At 61.4% G+C, this 14,752-nt stretch carries 10 protein-coding genes; 5 read left to right on the top strand and 5 right to left on the bottom strand.

Features of this window, described 5'->3' with window-relative positions:
• Positions 1–55: 55 nt before the first annotated feature.
• The 3 genes from ASE00_RS21575 to ASE00_RS21565 all read right to left on the bottom strand — a co-directional run bounded on the left by ASE00_RS21575 (position 56) and on the right by ASE00_RS21565 (position 5,075).
• The gene (locus ASE00_RS21575) at positions 56–2,308 is read right to left on the bottom strand and encodes a TonB-dependent receptor (protein WP_056383798.1); all 2,253 of its coding nucleotides are present in this window, start codon (positions 2,306–2,308) and stop codon (positions 56–58) included.
• 299 nt (positions 2,309–2,607) lie between these two features.
• On the bottom strand, positions 2,608–3,414 hold the full coding sequence (locus ASE00_RS21570; protein ID WP_056383797.1) for an alpha/beta fold hydrolase: 807 nt from the start codon (positions 3,412–3,414) through the stop codon (positions 2,608–2,610).
• Positions 3,415–3,446: 32 nt separating this feature from the next.
• Entirely contained in the window at positions 3,447–5,075 is a 1,629-nt protein-coding gene (locus tag ASE00_RS21565; protein ID WP_056383796.1) for an FAD-dependent monooxygenase, read from the bottom strand.
• A gap of 248 nt (positions 5,076–5,323) precedes the next feature.
• Between ASE00_RS21565 and ASE00_RS21560 the strand changes: the two genes are divergently transcribed.
• From ASE00_RS21560 to ASE00_RS21550, 3 genes are all read left to right on the top strand, one after another.
• Positions 5,324–6,226 (top strand): LysR family transcriptional regulator, encoded by a 903-nt coding sequence (locus ASE00_RS21560; RefSeq protein WP_156405537.1) that lies wholly within the window; start codon positions 5,324–5,326, stop codon positions 6,224–6,226.
• A gap of 427 nt (positions 6,227–6,653) precedes the next feature.
• Entirely contained in the window at positions 6,654–8,990 is a 2,337-nt protein-coding gene (locus tag ASE00_RS21555) for a TonB-dependent receptor (protein WP_082594893.1), read from the top strand.
• A gap of 247 nt (positions 8,991–9,237) precedes the next feature.
• Positions 9,238–10,098: an SDR family oxidoreductase gene (locus ASE00_RS21550; protein ID WP_056383793.1), complete on the top strand. Its 861-nt coding sequence runs from the start codon at positions 9,238–9,240 to the stop codon at positions 10,096–10,098.
• 44 nt (positions 10,099–10,142) lie between these two features.
• Here ASE00_RS21550 and ASE00_RS21545 read toward each other — a convergent pair whose 3' ends face one another.
• The gene (locus tag ASE00_RS21545) at positions 10,143–10,925 is read right to left on the bottom strand and encodes a glutathione S-transferase family protein (protein WP_056383792.1); all 783 of its coding nucleotides are present in this window, start codon (positions 10,923–10,925) and stop codon (positions 10,143–10,145) included.
• 246 nt (positions 10,926–11,171) lie between these two features.
• Here ASE00_RS21545 and ASE00_RS21540 point away from each other — a divergent pair, with 246 nt between their 5' ends.
• On the top strand, positions 11,172–11,939 hold the full coding sequence (locus ASE00_RS21540) for an SDR family oxidoreductase (RefSeq protein WP_056383791.1): 768 nt from the start codon (positions 11,172–11,174) through the stop codon (positions 11,937–11,939).
• 78 nt (positions 11,940–12,017) lie between these two features.
• Here ASE00_RS21540 and ASE00_RS21535 read toward each other — a convergent pair whose 3' ends face one another.
• Positions 12,018–13,295 (bottom strand): MFS transporter, encoded by a 1,278-nt coding sequence (locus ASE00_RS21535; RefSeq protein WP_056383790.1) that lies wholly within the window; start codon positions 13,293–13,295, stop codon positions 12,018–12,020.
• Between the two features lie 85 nt (positions 13,296–13,380).
• On the opposite strand from ASE00_RS21535, the gene ASE00_RS21530 reads away from it, so the two are divergent.
• Positions 13,381–14,751 carry an amidohydrolase family protein gene (locus ASE00_RS21530; RefSeq protein WP_200957985.1) on the top strand — a complete coding sequence of 457 codons (1,371 nt, stop codon included), beginning with the start codon at positions 13,381–13,383 and terminating at the stop codon, positions 14,749–14,751.
• Position 14,752 lies beyond the last annotated feature (1 nt).

The following is a 14,752-nucleotide window of genomic DNA, read 5'->3' as shown; positions in this document are numbered from 1 at the left end:
GCCGGAGGCGCTGGGCCTCCGGCCAGGGAAGAGCGCTGCCCGATGGCTCGATGCTCTAGAATTTCGCGCCGAGCGTCAGCGTATATTCGCGCGGCGCCGTGCCATAGGACACCAACCGCCCGAGGCCATGGTTTCCGCCATTCGCCGATGCTGCGGTGGAGCCTGCGGGAGCATTGGCGCCAATCGTCGCGTTTCGGGAGAGGATAGCGGTGTCGAGCGCATTGGTGACGCCGAACCGTAGGCTGACGCGATCACCTTCGCTCGCCCATTTCACGCTGGCGTTCAGCATGGTGTAGGCCGGCTGGGACACCACGCTATCCGGTTCGAAGGTATAGCTTCCACCCCGAGTGGCCGTAACGTTGAACCCCAGGGTGCCCCCGAACGCCGGAACCGCGTAATCCACAGCGCCTGTCACCATATAATCGCGTGCATAAGGCAAGCGGGTGTCCGATGCGTCGAAACCGCCCGCAGGGATAAGCACGCCTCCCGCCGTCCGATCGATGCCCAGCTGAGCGCCCGGAAATTTCGTGAAATAAGGGTGGAGCAGTTCCAGCCCGCCGGAGAAGGTCAGGCCCGCCACGGGTTTCACCGTCAGATCGATATCGACGCCGTAGATTTCGGCCGCGGCGCCGTTGGTGACGGTTTGCGCCGGGGGGTTGCCGCCGAACTGCGTGACCTGCACATTCTTGTATCGGTAATAGAAGCCGGTCGCGTTGAACGTGATCTTGCGGTCCCACAGCTGGCTCTTCAGGCCAATTTCCCAATCATCCAGTTTTTCAGGCAAATAGCCGGCAGCCGCCGGATTGGCGATGTTGTATCCGCCGCTCTTGAAGCCTCTGCTGTAAGACGCGAAAACCATCACGTCATCGGCCAGTTTCTGGTTGATTGCTGCGCGCCAGGTCAGCACCTTGGCGGTGAGTGAGGGCATGGAAACGGGTGTGACGGGCCCGACCACGCCTGCGACCGTCGTGCGTTGCGTGGCCCCGGTAAGCGACCGCTTTTCGTAGGTATAGCGAAGACCGCCAGTGAGCGTTGTCCCTGTCGACAGCTCCAGGTCGGCCTGGGCGAATGGCGCGATCGATTCCGACTTCTCGAACGTGTTCAAGGTCGCATTGCGGCTCAGCGCCGCGTTGAAGCGGTAGGGTGTCACGCCGTCCGGTGCAATACCCGTCCCGAAATCGCGGTTGAAGTAATCATATCCTTGGCGAAAGTTGAAATAATAGGCCCCCAGGACCCATTTCAATGGCCCCGGCCCGCTGGAGATCAGCTGGAGTTCCTGCGAATACATCCGGCTGCGCCCTTCGGCGTCGCTGATCAACAGCGGCAACAGCACGCTCGAAAGATCATATTTGAAGGCGAAGCTGGTTTTCCGATACGCGCTGATCGAAACCAGATCGGCAAAGCCCAGGTCGCTGTTGACGGTCGCGGCAACACCGCCCCCCTCAAATGCGGTACGGCCAGCTGTTCCGTTATAGCTGTCATAGCGATTGTCGAGTGGACCAAAGCCGCTATAGGCCAGCGTCGTGCCCTTATATGGCTGAAACGTCGCGCCGCTATCCCGCCGGTTGAGATAGTCGCCCGCGATCAGCACGGACGATCTTTCTCCCAGCTCGAACAGCATTTTGCCGCGCAGGGAATAGGAATGATCGACCTTGTTCTCTTCGCGGCCGGTGGACAGGCTTTTACCCCACCCGTCGCCCTGCGTGTGATAGGCGGCCGAGAGGCTGACGGCTATTTTGCCGGATAGGCCGGTGGTCAAAAAGCTGTTGGCGCGGATCGTGTCATAGCTGCCATAGCTCAGGTTGAACTGGCCACTGGTATCGAATGACGGCCCGAGCGTCTCGATCTGCAGAACGCCCGCTGTCGCGTTGCGGCCGAACAAAGTCCCTTGCGGTCCCTTGAGGACCGTAATCTGCTTGGTATCGGCAAGATCGCGCAGCCCCTCCTGCTGCTGGGGCAGATACACACCGTCTATGTACAGAGAGACCGGATTCTCGACGATGTTGCTGGCCGTGGCGACCCCGCGCATCGACAACTGGAACGAACCGTTGGCGACGCTGACATTCAGGCCGGGAATGATCGACTGGAGCTGCGGCAGATCCTTCACGCCCGCGCTTTCCAGCTGCCCTGCGTCCGCGACGCTTACGGAGATCGGCACATCCTGCAGCCGCTCGGCCCGCTTCTGCGCGGTAACGACGATATCTCCTGCGCCAGCTTCGCTGTCCGCACCGACCTGCGCCTGCGCCTGCGCCAACGGGATCGACAGCGCGCCCAGCGAAATGCCGATCAAGTAAAGCCTCATGTTCATCCATCACTCCCCTGCTTGCCAGCCCGACATCACCCCGACCATGCGGCGCGTTCGAGCTTGTGTTGTTTCCGTCTGCCAGGGCTGTGCGATCCGCAGTGCGCCATGGCACAGCCCGGCGCACCTGTGTTAGTCCGCGGCAGAACGGCGCAGAGATGCGAACTTTCCCCCACTGATACCTAGAAAGGAGCACCCGCCCCGGCCCGGAGTCAGCCGGGCCGACGGACAGATCCTGCCCATCGGCCCCTGATTTGCCGACCAGCGCCCAAGTGGCCGCCGCTCAGGCCGGAAGCTGGATGTGCTCAGGCAAGCGAAGTCGCGAACGTCCTGATCGCGGCGGATGTCTCGGCCGGGGCGTCGACGTTCACATGATGGCCGGCATTTGCAATGGTCACCAATTGAGCGCCCGGTATGGCGGCTGCCAATTGCCCGCCCAGCGCGGGCCTGCTGTCAAAAGGGGCCCAGACGATCAGTGTCGGACAGTGTATATCGCCCAGGCTCGGGCTGATGTCGACGTAGCTTTTCGGGACGTCGAACAGCATCTGGATGGTTTCGCGCGGGTGCGAGAGCAACACGTCAATCTCCGTCTCGAAGCGCTGCGGCTCACGGTCTGGAAAATCCGGTGCGTGGAGATAGCCCTTTGAGAAATCGATGGCCGCCCGGCGGCGCTCTTCGTCGGTGCCCTTCGCCATCACCGACGTGAACTTATCGAGTTTTTCCAGCGCCGCCGGCGCAGGGCCGCCAGGCCCGCCGCACATATTGATCAGCGCCCGCACCCGATCGGAATATTTGAGCGCCACGCGCATTCCGATGGCGCCGCCCTGCGACACGCCGGCCAGGATGGCGCGTTCCTCGCCTAGGGCGGCAATGATCGCCACGACATCCTCGACGAGGTCGTCTGCGGTCCAGCCGGCGGGATCGTGGCCCGACTCCGCGTGTCCCGGCCAGTCGAACGCTACGCAGCGGAAGGAGTCCGACAGCGCCTCGAGTTGGGGCAGCATCAGCTGCTTGCCGCCCGTCGTGCCGTGCATCAGCATCAGCAGCGGCCCCTCCCCATCCTCGACACAGGCATAGGAGGTGCCATGCACATCCAGCATATATTTTTTCATTTCACTCCTCCTATGTAAGGATGATCGTCAGGCTATTGGTAGGAAGCGGCCCCGCGCACGACGTCGAGCAGCCAGCGGCAATCCTCGGGCGGCATATCCCCGCGCCACGCTACATGCTGGTCCGGGCGGATCAGCGCGAGTTTGCGCTCGTAAAGTGCGCGGGCGGGATCGCTGTCGAGCGGGAAGACCGTCAGCGGCATGCCGACCTCTGTGGCCGCCGCCTCGAGCGCGCTGGTATCCACCGTTGGGTCGAGTTTCAGCAGGCAGAAGCCGGTGCCGAAATGGTCGTAGATCGATACGCCTTCACCCAGCCACAGATGGGGCGCGCGGCAACCCGCCACCGATGACGGCGTATATTCTCCATATTGAAGCGGCGGCAGGTCGGTCCCGTCGCCCACCACGATGGGCGAGGACGTATAGCGATAGCCGAATTGCGCGCCGAAGCTGCGGGATTGTTGAGTTTTCTCGCGGATGATGAATTCCCGGACTTCCCTCCGCGCCTGTTCACCTCTTTCGGAATCCTCTTCCATGAAGGGGCGCGTCAGCGCCTTGCCGGACATCTTGTTGTTATGCGCCGCACCCTCGATGATGTACTTGCATACGTCCCGCCGCTCGAGGGTATAGGTTTCGAGCAGCCTTGGGCCGCCCCAACCCTGCAGGATCGCCGCGATCTTCCATCCGACGTCGACTGCGTCTCCGATGCCCATGTTCATGCCGAAGCCGCCAAAGGGCGACGTCAGATGCGCCGCGTCGCCGACCAGCACCGCACGCCCGAAGTTGAAGGTGGCGGCAAGCCGGACCTGACTGCCGAAATAGCGGCCTTCCGGCTCGAAAATGTCGAACTCGGCGCCGATGCTGCGGTAGAGCATGGCGCGAAAAGCGGGCCAGTCGTCTGCCTCGACTCCCTCGGGCATCGGTGTGACGTGATAGAGCCAGTGCCCCTCGGCACTTTGCGGAATGAGGATGTCGCCATAACCGTCTTCGTTCAGGAAGAAGGTCATCGAAGAAAGCTGCGTCCCGGCAAATAGCTTGGCCAGATCCGGCGCGCGAAAATACCACGCCTGATTGTAGAATAAGGTTTCTCCCTCCATCCGGAGGTTGAGCTTTCTACGGAACTCGGACTGGGCTCCATCGGCGATGACGATATAGTCGGCGCGTATCGTGTTTGTGCCGGCCGGGTCCTCGTACGTTACGGTCACCCCGCCGTCATCTTGAGTGAAATCGCCGACGGTTGCGAACGGGGCGAAGGTCGCAGCGGGAAGGGACAGCAGCTTTTCGCGCAACGTCCGCTCGATCGCCTGGTGCGGCGCCCACTCGGGAACCTCCGCCGCAAAGGATGGCTGCTCGCGCCATTCATAGGCTCCCTCGACATTGAGGATGATCCGGCCGTTGGCGCGGGTGACATAGGTCAGGTCGCGAACCACATCCGGCGGCACGGGATCGTTGGCGCGAAGCCGGTTCGCTATGCCCCAACGCCGGAAATGCTCCATCGAGCGGGCGTTGGTCAGGTTGATACGGGCGACATTATAGTCGTCGGCCGCGCGCGGATCGCAGATCAGGGTCCGAATACCGCGTGACACCAGTTCGATCGCGGTCGCCATGCCCACCGGCCCCGCCCCAGCGACGACGACCTGATGATCCTTGCGATTTTCACTGGCCATGAAACACCCCTCCCTGCGCACGTTCAGAAGTCTTGAGCCGTCGCGAGCTGCGTTTTTCGGATTCACGCATGGTCGGCCGGTTCCAAAAGGATCAGCCGTCCGGGACTATGTTCCAAACTGTTTATTGCGATCCAGAGCACAAACCGCAATTGTGACGAAGAGCAGGAAGGGCTATCGACGATGGAGTCCAGGGATCGGAGACGCCGTCCGTGCGAACTTATGATATCGGCAGGTTCGACTTTAACCTCTTGCGCGCGCTCGATGCGCTTCTGCGGGAGCGCAATGTGACGCGTGCCGCGGATGAACTGAACGTCACCCAACAGGCGATGAGCGGATCGCTGAAGCGACTGCGGGAATATTTTGACGATCCGATTTTCGTACGGGTTGGCCAGCATCTGGAGCCGACCCCGATGGCTCTCGCCCTGGTAGAGCCGGTGCGCGATACGATGCAGCAGATCGCACTGACGCTGGAAACCACGCCCACCTTCGCTCCGGAGATAACGAAGCGCCATTTTCGCATCGCGATGTCCGATCACGCTTCGCTGACGTTGCTCCCCCATCTGGTCGCGCATCTGACCAATGTCGCGCCCGGCATCAGCTACGAAATCCAGCCCGTGACGAAAGACACGCTGTACGACCTCGATTTGGGCGAACTCGACTTCTCGATCATGCCGCAGAACCTGCGAGTCCACCAATCGAACCTGTCGAGCCTGTCGAACAAGATTCGCACGATGCCGCTATTCACCGACAATTTCGTGTGCGTCATCGATGAAAACAACCCGCAGGTCGGCGAGACCCTGACTCTGGAACAATATGTGCGCATGGATCATGCCGCGCTGAAAATGGGCGACGGTTCGCAGACGTTGGTGGAAGTTTCCTGGATCAATGCCGGCATATCTCCCCATGTGACGGCGACGGCCAGCAACTTCACGACATTGATCTGCATGGTACCCGGCACGCCGCTGATCGCAACGGTGCACGGCCGCCTCGCTATAAAGTTCAAGGCGATGGCTTCAGTGCGCGTTGTCGCCTGCCCGGTGCGGACCGACGTCACGCACCAGCAGCTCAATTGGCATTATCGGCACGATAGCGACCCTACGCACAGCTTTGTCCGCGACGCCTTCCTGGCGGCGAGCGAGATTATGCGGTGATCGAGCGGCCAAAATAGCGGGTGGGGCAGTCGGGCTGAAACCGCTACAAATTAGATTTGTGACGATCATCCATCTAAACAGTTTGCGTAAAATGCCTGCCTCCGTTCATCCTTCGGTCCATGTCGCGCACAAGAGCGACCGAAGAGGAGGGACTGCATAAAGCCAGGCGCTTCGCCGAATGGCGTCGTTGTGGCGGGCCGGCTGGTACTCACGGCAATCCGAACGACTTACGATAATTGCATTCGGCGTTGCCTCACTAATCAGCTTCGCCGTCAACATTCGCGTGCTGCGATCACAGGTATCATACTTCAAGAAATCACATCTGCTCATCCTTAACGAGGAGAGACAGAGGATTGTGAAGCCACCACCAATGCTGAGCGCGATATGGCTGATCATCATGACAAATCGAACATAAGGGGAGAGAACAATGAGACGCTTTCTGTTATCGACGGCAGGATTTATTTGCATCATGCCATTTTCGGCGATGGTGCAGGCTCAGTCGGCAGATCCTGCCGCGACCAACATGGCGTCGGACGACACGCAGACGGGCATCGCCGATATCGTCGTAACGGCCGAACGCCGCGCCACTTCGGCCCAGTCAACGCCAATCGCCCTTTCTGCTGTCAGCGGTGAGGCGATGCGCGAAAAGAACATCGTCGACGTCGAGAGCCTCGCAACGAACATTCCCAACCTCAATTTCAGCCGCATCGCGGCCGACGCGAAAATCTCCATTCGCGGCATCGGCTACAATGCGCTCGGCCCGGGCGGCGAAACGCGCGTGGCGCTGTACCTGGATGGCATATATCAATCGCGTAACCAGGCAGGATTGCTGGGTTTTTACGACGTCGATCGTGTGGAGGTCCTGCGCGGTCCGCAGGGTACGCTCTATGGACGGAACGCCATTGCGGGCACGATCAACCTGCTTACCCGCGAGCCGGGTGACGTCCTTAATGGCTATTTTACCGGAACCGTCGGCGATTATGGCCTGATCGGCACCGAAGGAGCCATCGGCGGCCCCCTCTCCTCTACGGTGGAGGCGCGATTGTCGTTTCGCACCGTGGACCGCAAGGGTTACGGCACGAACATCTCGAACGGCGAAGACGTGAACGACGAGCATTCCCGAAGCGTCCGCGGCAAATTGAGGTTCGAACCGAGTTCCTCCTTGGCCGTCAGCCTGTCCGGCGACTATTCCAATGTGGACGACCATTCGAGCGGCTATCGCCCTGCTGGGCGGGGGAACAACGCAATCCCTACGCTGGTGGAAACCGGCGGGTTCACCGTCCCGACGGATCCGCAGGACACCGCCGGGTTCGGGCCGCGCCGCTTTATCAAAACCTACGGATTTTCCGGGCAGGCGGATTTCGATATCTCATCCGAGACCAAGCTCACTTTCCTCACAGGCTATCGGCATTTCGTGTCCCGGCAGCGCGGAAACCTGGACGGGTCCACGGCGGAGTTGAGCAAGCAGTATATCGACGAGACATCGGACGTATATTCGACCGAACTTCGTCTATCCCAGAAATTGGGTAGCATCGGCGAGATCATCGTCGGGGGATATTATTTCCACGAGAATAACAGCGCCAGCAACCAGCTCGGCTTCAAGGGTCTCGTGTTTTCCGACTTCTTCGCCAATAGCCCCTTCTCGCCATATAATAATCCTGCACTGGCGGGCATCCCCGGCATCGGCGCCGCGCGGGCGGCCATCGCGGCGAACGACCCCAATGCGATGTACGAGTTCTATGCGGCCTTTGGGCGGGTAAAGACCAATGCCTATGCGGTATTCGCGCAGGCGCATTTCGATCTTTCGGATCAGTTGGCGCTCGATCTCGGCGCCCGTTACAGCCATGAAAAGAAGGCGATCTTCGAGCAGCATCAGACCGACCTGCTCTCTCCCTTCGTGCCGTTCGATGCGCTTCATATCGGCTTCTTTCCCGCCCAAGGCCTGATCGGTCTCGGCCAGAGGTCGGACGATAAGACGTGGAACTCCTTCGATCCGAAGATAACGGTCAGCTACAAGCCGGCATCCGGCATATATCTCTATGCCACCTATTCGCGCGGATTTAAGGCGGGCGGCTACAATGTCGGCGGTCTGCAGGCGCCATTCCGGCCAGAAAAGCTCACCAACTACGAAGTTGGCATCAAGAGCGACCTTTTCGATCGCCGGCTGCGCGTAAACCTCACTGCCTTCAACTATGATTATAAGGATTTGCAGGAAAGCAAGATCGTCGGAAACACGCTGGTCGTGGTGAACGCCGACAAGGCCCGTATACGCGGCCTGGAAGCGGAGATCACGGCGCGGCCTACCGAGGCGCTGATGATCCAGCTCAACGCGGCTCACCTCGACGGGAAGTTCAAGACGTTCCTGGACAGTGACCAATCCTTTCCGGCCCTCGGCGTCCAGAATCTCGCGGGTAACCAAGTCCCCGACGCGCCGAAATACACCGTTGGTGGTGAAGTGGGCTACACGATATCCACCGGCTTCGGCGACATCACGCCCCGCGTCAACGTCACATGGATGGACAGGGTATATTTCAACCATTTCAATACGATCGAGCGGTCGCAGCCCTCGCGCACCATGGTCAATCTGTTCCTGGGCTGGACGTCTCTGGACAAAAGCCTGACGGCGTCCGCCTATATCAAGAACCTGACGAACGACACTTACTTCGTCGGCACCAATACCAACGCCCCGTTGCTCGGTTCGCAAAGGACCGCCTCTTTGGGGGCGCCCCGAACCGTCGGTCTGAGCGTCACCAAGACGTTCTGATCGTTCAACGCACCTAGTCTGGCCGGCCGGAGCAAATTCTGGTCGGCCAGCTTGTCGTCAGACACATATTGCGGTCCGTATCGCGCGGAGCATGATTTTGCGGAGGGCGCGCGTAATCCTTCGACCAGGATAATGCAGTGAAACCCGGCATCGCTCGCCGAGGTCACGAATGCCCATGTCGACGGCTTGCTCGCACTGCCTGACGGCGAGCCGGCTCCGCCGGCGTCATTAACAAGGAGACCCTGTCATGAAGAATTGGCTGATCACGGGCATCAGCAGCGGCTTCGGGCGTATCATGGCAGAAAAGCTGCTGGAGGCCGGCGAACGTGTCGCCGGCACGCTGCGCACGCTTTCCGCCGTCGATGATCTCAAGGCGCAATATGGCGACCGGCTCTGGCTCGCCACGCTCGACCTCACCGATACCGCAGCCATCCGGCCGGCGGTCGACGCCGCCTGGAATGCGCTCGGCCGGATCGATGTCCTGGTCAGCAATGCGGGCTACGGATTGATGGGCGCGGCCGAGGAAGCCACCGACGAACAGGTCGAGCATCAGCTCGACACCAATTTGCTGGGTTCGATCCAGATCATCAGGGCGAACTTGCCCCATATGCGCGCGCAGGGAAGCGGCCGGATCCTGCAGATATCGAGCGCCGGCGGACAGGCGGCGGTACCGGGCAGCTCGCTCTATGTCGCGACCAAATGGGGAATCGAAGGCTTTGTGGAGACGGTCGCTCAGGAGATAGCGGTGTTCGGCATCGGCTGCACGATCATCGAGCCGGGAAGCGCGCGCACCGGCTTCCGCCACGGCAGCGCGATCGTCGCCCCACGCATCGATGCCTATGATGCGTCGCCGTCCCGCCGCATCAACCACATCGTGGAGGACAAGTCCGCGCTCGCGACCGGCGATCCGGTAAAGATGGTCGACGCCATGATCGCCTGCGCGGGCGAGAATCCGGGCCCTCTCCGGCTGGCGCTCGGCAGCGACACATATCGACTGATCTCCAGCTCGCTGTCTGCCCGCCTCGCGCATATCGAGGGGCAGCGTGACCTGGCGCTCTCGACCGATTGCGCGGACGCGGACCCGAGCCACGGGGTTTTGCAGCACTGAGATATTCACGCGATCATGGCGGCAGGCGATTCCCGCCGCTATGATCATTCCACCATGATGGCGTCCAGCGCCTCTCCCACCCGATCGCGCGACCGGCCATAGGACGCCAGTTCTTCCGGCGACTGCCAATCCAGTATCGCCGATTTGAAACTGGGCCGATCCTGCATATGCGCATACCAATCGGCAAGCCGGGGCTTATCGGCCCACAAGGCTGCCATGCCCAGGTTGGTCAGTCTGTTGATATAAGCCGTATAATCGGCATCCGCGAGACTATAGTGCTTTCCGGCGAGAGCAGCGGATCCGGCCAGCCCTGCTTCCATATCGTCCGCCAGACGGCGGAACCGCTTCACCGCCATGCCCATCCATGGCGAGGCAAATCCCTGTTCGAGCAGATCGCTCGATATCTGCCGCTTGATCGGATCGCGCAGGCCCGGCAACATTGCCCCGCGCACGTCGGCGGGCATGGCCAGATATATGTCTCGGCCCACGGCCGCGAATGTCAGGATGAAGACATTGAGATGCAGGCCATCGTCGATCTGCTTCGACCAGAGGCGCGCACGGTGCCGGTCCGCCGGATCGGACGGCATGAGCGCGGGGCCGTCGAACGCCTCTTCGATATATTCGCTGATGATCCGGCTTTCGGTCAGCACGGTCCGGTCATGAACGAGCGTGGGCACGACGCCGCTCGGGTTGAGGCGGAGATAGTCGGGATCGCGTAGCGCTTCGCCGGCACATTCCCGGCTCTCCCATTCCACCCCCTTCTCGGCCAGGGCCAGCCGGACCTTCTGCGCGCAGATGGCGCCGCCAAAATGGAAGAGTGTCAGCATGTCGTGTCCCTCCTCCAGCGGCCTTACCCGGCAGCGTTCTTGGCGAGGCGATGTGAAATAGCGCCGCGCGATACCCGTGCGCGGGTTCACGGAGCCGTGCCCGCGCTATCGCCACTCCGGCGCTCACAGGTATCGCCGGCGCCGTCTTTTCATCTGACGGGCCTGTGGCCGCCGATTAGGGTTGCGGCGTGACCAGGCCGTCGAAGGCCAGACCGCCGGAAGCCAGACCGCCGTAGGAGAGTGCCCATGAAGTTTCTCGATAACAGCATCGCGCTCGTCACCGGCGCCCAGCGTGGCATCGGCGCCGCCACCGTCACAGCGCTTCGTGAGGCCGGCGCATATGTCATCGCGACGGACCTTACCGCACCGACCTGCGGCGACGATAACCGCGTGCAGGACGTTACGGACGAGGCCGGCTGGTCCACCCTTGCCGCCTCCATCGCCGAGACGCACGGCCGCCTCGACATTCTGGTGAACTGCGCCGGGATCGCCGTCATCGCCCCGATCGAACAGGAGACGCTGGAAAGCTGGCGAAGGCTGCAGGCCGTCAACGTGGAGAGCCTTTTGCTAAGTCACAAGATATTGCTGCCGTTGCTGAAAAAGGGCGGGGAGGCGCGGTCGAGCGGCGCTTCGGTTATAAACCTCTCATCGATCGGCGGCCTTGTCGGCTTGCCGCTCAACGCGAGCTATTGCGCCAGCAAGGGTGCCGTGACCCTGTTCAGCAAGAGCGCGGCATGCGAGTTTTCCGCTTTGAAATATAATATCCGGGTCAACTCCGTGCATCCCGGAGCTATCGAAACGCCGATGATGGAGATGATCACGCATAAATTCGCCGAATTCGGCGTTGCGCCCGACGCAGCGTCGGCGCGCGCGAGCATCGAAGCTCAGAATCTGGCCGGCCGGTGGGGCAAGCCGGAAGAAATAGCGAATGGCATAGTCTATCTTGCCTCGCCCGCCGCCAGCTTCATGACCGGGAGCGAACTGGTGATCGATGGGGGATTTACGGCGCACTGAGGCGCATCTCGCCGACGCCTGACCCAGGTCTGTCCGCTGCCGGTCGCTCGAAAATATCCGCGGCCATCGCGCCTTTGTTTACCGGGTGATTGCGCCGTGGTGGCCTCGCTCTGCCAATGCTGCCAGGAATACCAGCAGCCCGCTTCCCATTCCGATGAGCGCGACGGCGGACCACCCGGCGCCGTAATAGACGGACACGCCGAGAACCGATCCAACCGCGCCGGACAAGAATATCGACGTCATGTAGGAAGCATTGATCCTGCCGCGCACGTCTGCCGGGACATCCAGCACCACGATCCGGCTCAGCACCTGCGATACCTGAATCGAGCCATCGATGACGAAGGAAGCTAGGACGAGCCCGATCGGCGCCGCCCAGTGATAGGACAGGAACGAGCATATGAAGGCCCCGGCGACGAACAGGCTTGCGATGACCGTGCCGGTTCGAACCGCTCCCCGGTCTGCCAATCGGCCGGCCAGCGGTGCCGCCAGGACACCCCCCGCACCGACTAGGGCGAACAAGCCAACTTCCCGCATGCCAAAGCCGAAATGCTCCTCGAGCAGAATAGGCATGGCGGCCCAGAACATCGTGAAGCAGCCAAATAAGACGGCCTGATATATCGTCCGCCGCCTGACATGCGCAGCCGACGCGAACAGGCGGAACATCGAACGGATGGCGCGCCAATATCCTATGCGCTCCGGCGGCCGGCGCGGAAGCATCATTTGCCAAAGCGCCAGGCCGAGCGACGCCGTCGCAGCAGCGGAAAGAATATAGACGGAGCGCCAACCCCATTCCGCCGCAATGAAAAGTGCGAAAGGCCTCGCGAGCATCACGGACGTCAATATCCCGGCCATGATGCCGCCCAGGGCCCGGCCGCGCCGCTCGTCCGGGATCATATGGGAAAGATAGGGGATAAGGATCTGTGCACCGCTCGAAAAGATTCCGATCATGAGGGCGAAGCACAAAAAGGCGGCGGCGGATTGCGCGAGCACCATACCCACTATGCCGACAAGCGTCAGAGCGCTGCATGTCAACACGAGCCGTCTGTTCTCGACGATGTCGGACAAGGGCACGAGCAGGAACAGTCCCAGCCCATAGCCAAGCTGGCTCACGCTCACCACGCTGCCCGCGAATTGGTGGGCAAGACCCAGGTCTTTGGCGATCGTCGTCAGCAAAGGCTGGGCATAGTAAAGATTGGCGACGAACAACGCCGCACTCGCACCCGCGACGACCAGCAGCATCGGCGAGGCTGTCGGGTCCTGCTTACTGGTGGTGACCTCCGTCATCGACTGCTGGTTCACTCCCGCGCCTGCTCGATTGCGATCCTTAGGCGCACGGGCCATGGCGAGGGCGATCATAAATCGTCGCCGGGGATACCCGGGACACGCAGCGAATCTCATATGGCGCCGTGATGAGGAACTTCGGCGCTCACAATTCAGAATTGTGAGCGTCATCGTCAAATGCGATTACCGCTCGTCCGCTCCGCAACCTAAATCGCCAGAAGCTGTCAGCCGGTCATCGCCATGTGCCGGGTCCGTTTCCTTGAAGCGCCATAGGGGAGTGTTTATGAGCTTCGAACCCGCGATTACCAAAGCAGAAGCGGGTGATCCCAGCCGTTACGATCTTGTCATCCGGCGCGCCCACATCTTCGACGGTCATAAGGCGCTCGAAGGTCTTCATGACATCGCGGTCAAGGGCGGCGAGATCGCCGCCGTCTCAGCCGAGCCTTTGGGCGGCGAACATAAGCAGATGGTCGACGCGTCTGGAAAATGGATCATGCCGGGTCTGATCGACGCGCATATCCACTTCTACAATGTCTTCGCGGTTTCCGATCCTGCATCGATGGACGCGTTCGAGGAACATGAGCTGCCGGGAAGGCTCGACTCGTTCCTTCAATATGGCGTGACGACGATTAAGTCGGTCGGCGATCCCACCAGCGGCATTCTGCGCACCCGCGCCCGGATTGCTTCGGGCGAGCTGCGCGGCCCAAGGCTGCTGGCGACCGGATGCGGCGTCACCGGCCGCGAGGGGCACCCAGCGTCCACCATTTTCAGCAAGAACCCATGGGCTCGTGCGCGCTTCGCGGGCGAAGTAGGCACTGTGCAGGAAATGCGTGACCTCATCCACTATCTGGCGGATATGAAGGTGGACGCCATCAAGATCCTGTCCGAAGGCGCGTGCGCCTGCCACAGCGACGAGAAATATGTTTGGCAGATCCCTGGTTTTCTCGGACCAATCGAGCTGATGCGACTGCCCCTCGACATGCTTCGGGCGGGTATCGAGACATCGCACGAACGCGGCCTGCGCGCCACGGTGCATACGACTCAGCAGACGGTCGCACGCGAGGCGGTCGAAGCCGGTGCAGACGCTTTGGAGCACGGCGTGATGAACGAGCTCATCACCGATGAGGCCCTGGTCCAGCTCATGATCGATCGCGATGTGATGTTCGTTCCCACGCTTTGGGCGCATGGTGCGGCGCACCCCGAACTTGCGGCCAACGTCAAGAAAGTGTCCGACGCGGGTGTGGGTATTGCGCTGGGCACGGATACATTCTCAGGCAAGGGCACCTATGGCGAAAACACGCTGGAGGAGGCCGAACTCATGGTGGCGGCTGGCATGAGCCCGCTCCAGTCGCTCGTCGCCGGCACCAGCGCCGCCGCCAGGCAATGCGTCCGCCCGGATATCGGCATGGTGGCGCCAGGCAAACGGGCCGATTTGCTGCTGCTCGGCGCGGATCCCATCGCCGACATCAGCAATATCCGCGCACTCAAGAAGGTGATCCTGAATGGCGAGATCGTCGTCGAGAGGGACTGAT

This window comes from Sphingomonas sp. Root710 (assembly GCF_001429065.1).
In the GTDB taxonomy this organism is placed as follows: domain Bacteria; phylum Pseudomonadota; class Alphaproteobacteria; order Sphingomonadales; family Sphingomonadaceae; genus Rhizorhabdus.
This window is presented reverse-complemented; position numbering and strand designations above follow the sequence as displayed.

Excerpts from the sequence above, each read along its gene's own strand:
- ASE00_RS21575 (WP_056383798.1), bottom strand. The coding sequence starts at position 2,308 with ATGAACATGAGGCTTTACTTGATCGGCATTTCGCTGGGCGCGCTGTCG.
- ASE00_RS21570 (WP_056383797.1), bottom strand. The coding sequence starts at position 3,414 with ATGAAAAAATATATGCTGGATGTGCATGGCACCTCCTATGCCTGTGTC.
- ASE00_RS21565 (WP_056383796.1), bottom strand. The coding sequence starts at position 5,075 with ATGGCCAGTGAAAATCGCAAGGATCATCAGGTCGTCGTCGCTGGGGCG.
- ASE00_RS21555 (WP_082594893.1), top strand. The coding sequence starts at position 6,654 with ATGAGACGCTTTCTGTTATCGACGGCAGGATTTATTTGCATCATGCCA.
- ASE00_RS21550 (WP_056383793.1), top strand. The coding sequence starts at position 9,238 with ATGAAGAATTGGCTGATCACGGGCATCAGCAGCGGCTTCGGGCGTATC.
- ASE00_RS21545 (WP_056383792.1), bottom strand. The coding sequence starts at position 10,925 with ATGCTGACACTCTTCCATTTTGGCGGCGCCATCTGCGCGCAGAAGGTC.
- ASE00_RS21540 (WP_056383791.1), top strand. The coding sequence starts at position 11,172 with ATGAAGTTTCTCGATAACAGCATCGCGCTCGTCACCGGCGCCCAGCGT.
- ASE00_RS21535 (WP_056383790.1), bottom strand. The coding sequence starts at position 13,295 with ATGATCGCCCTCGCCATGGCCCGTGCGCCTAAGGATCGCAATCGAGCA.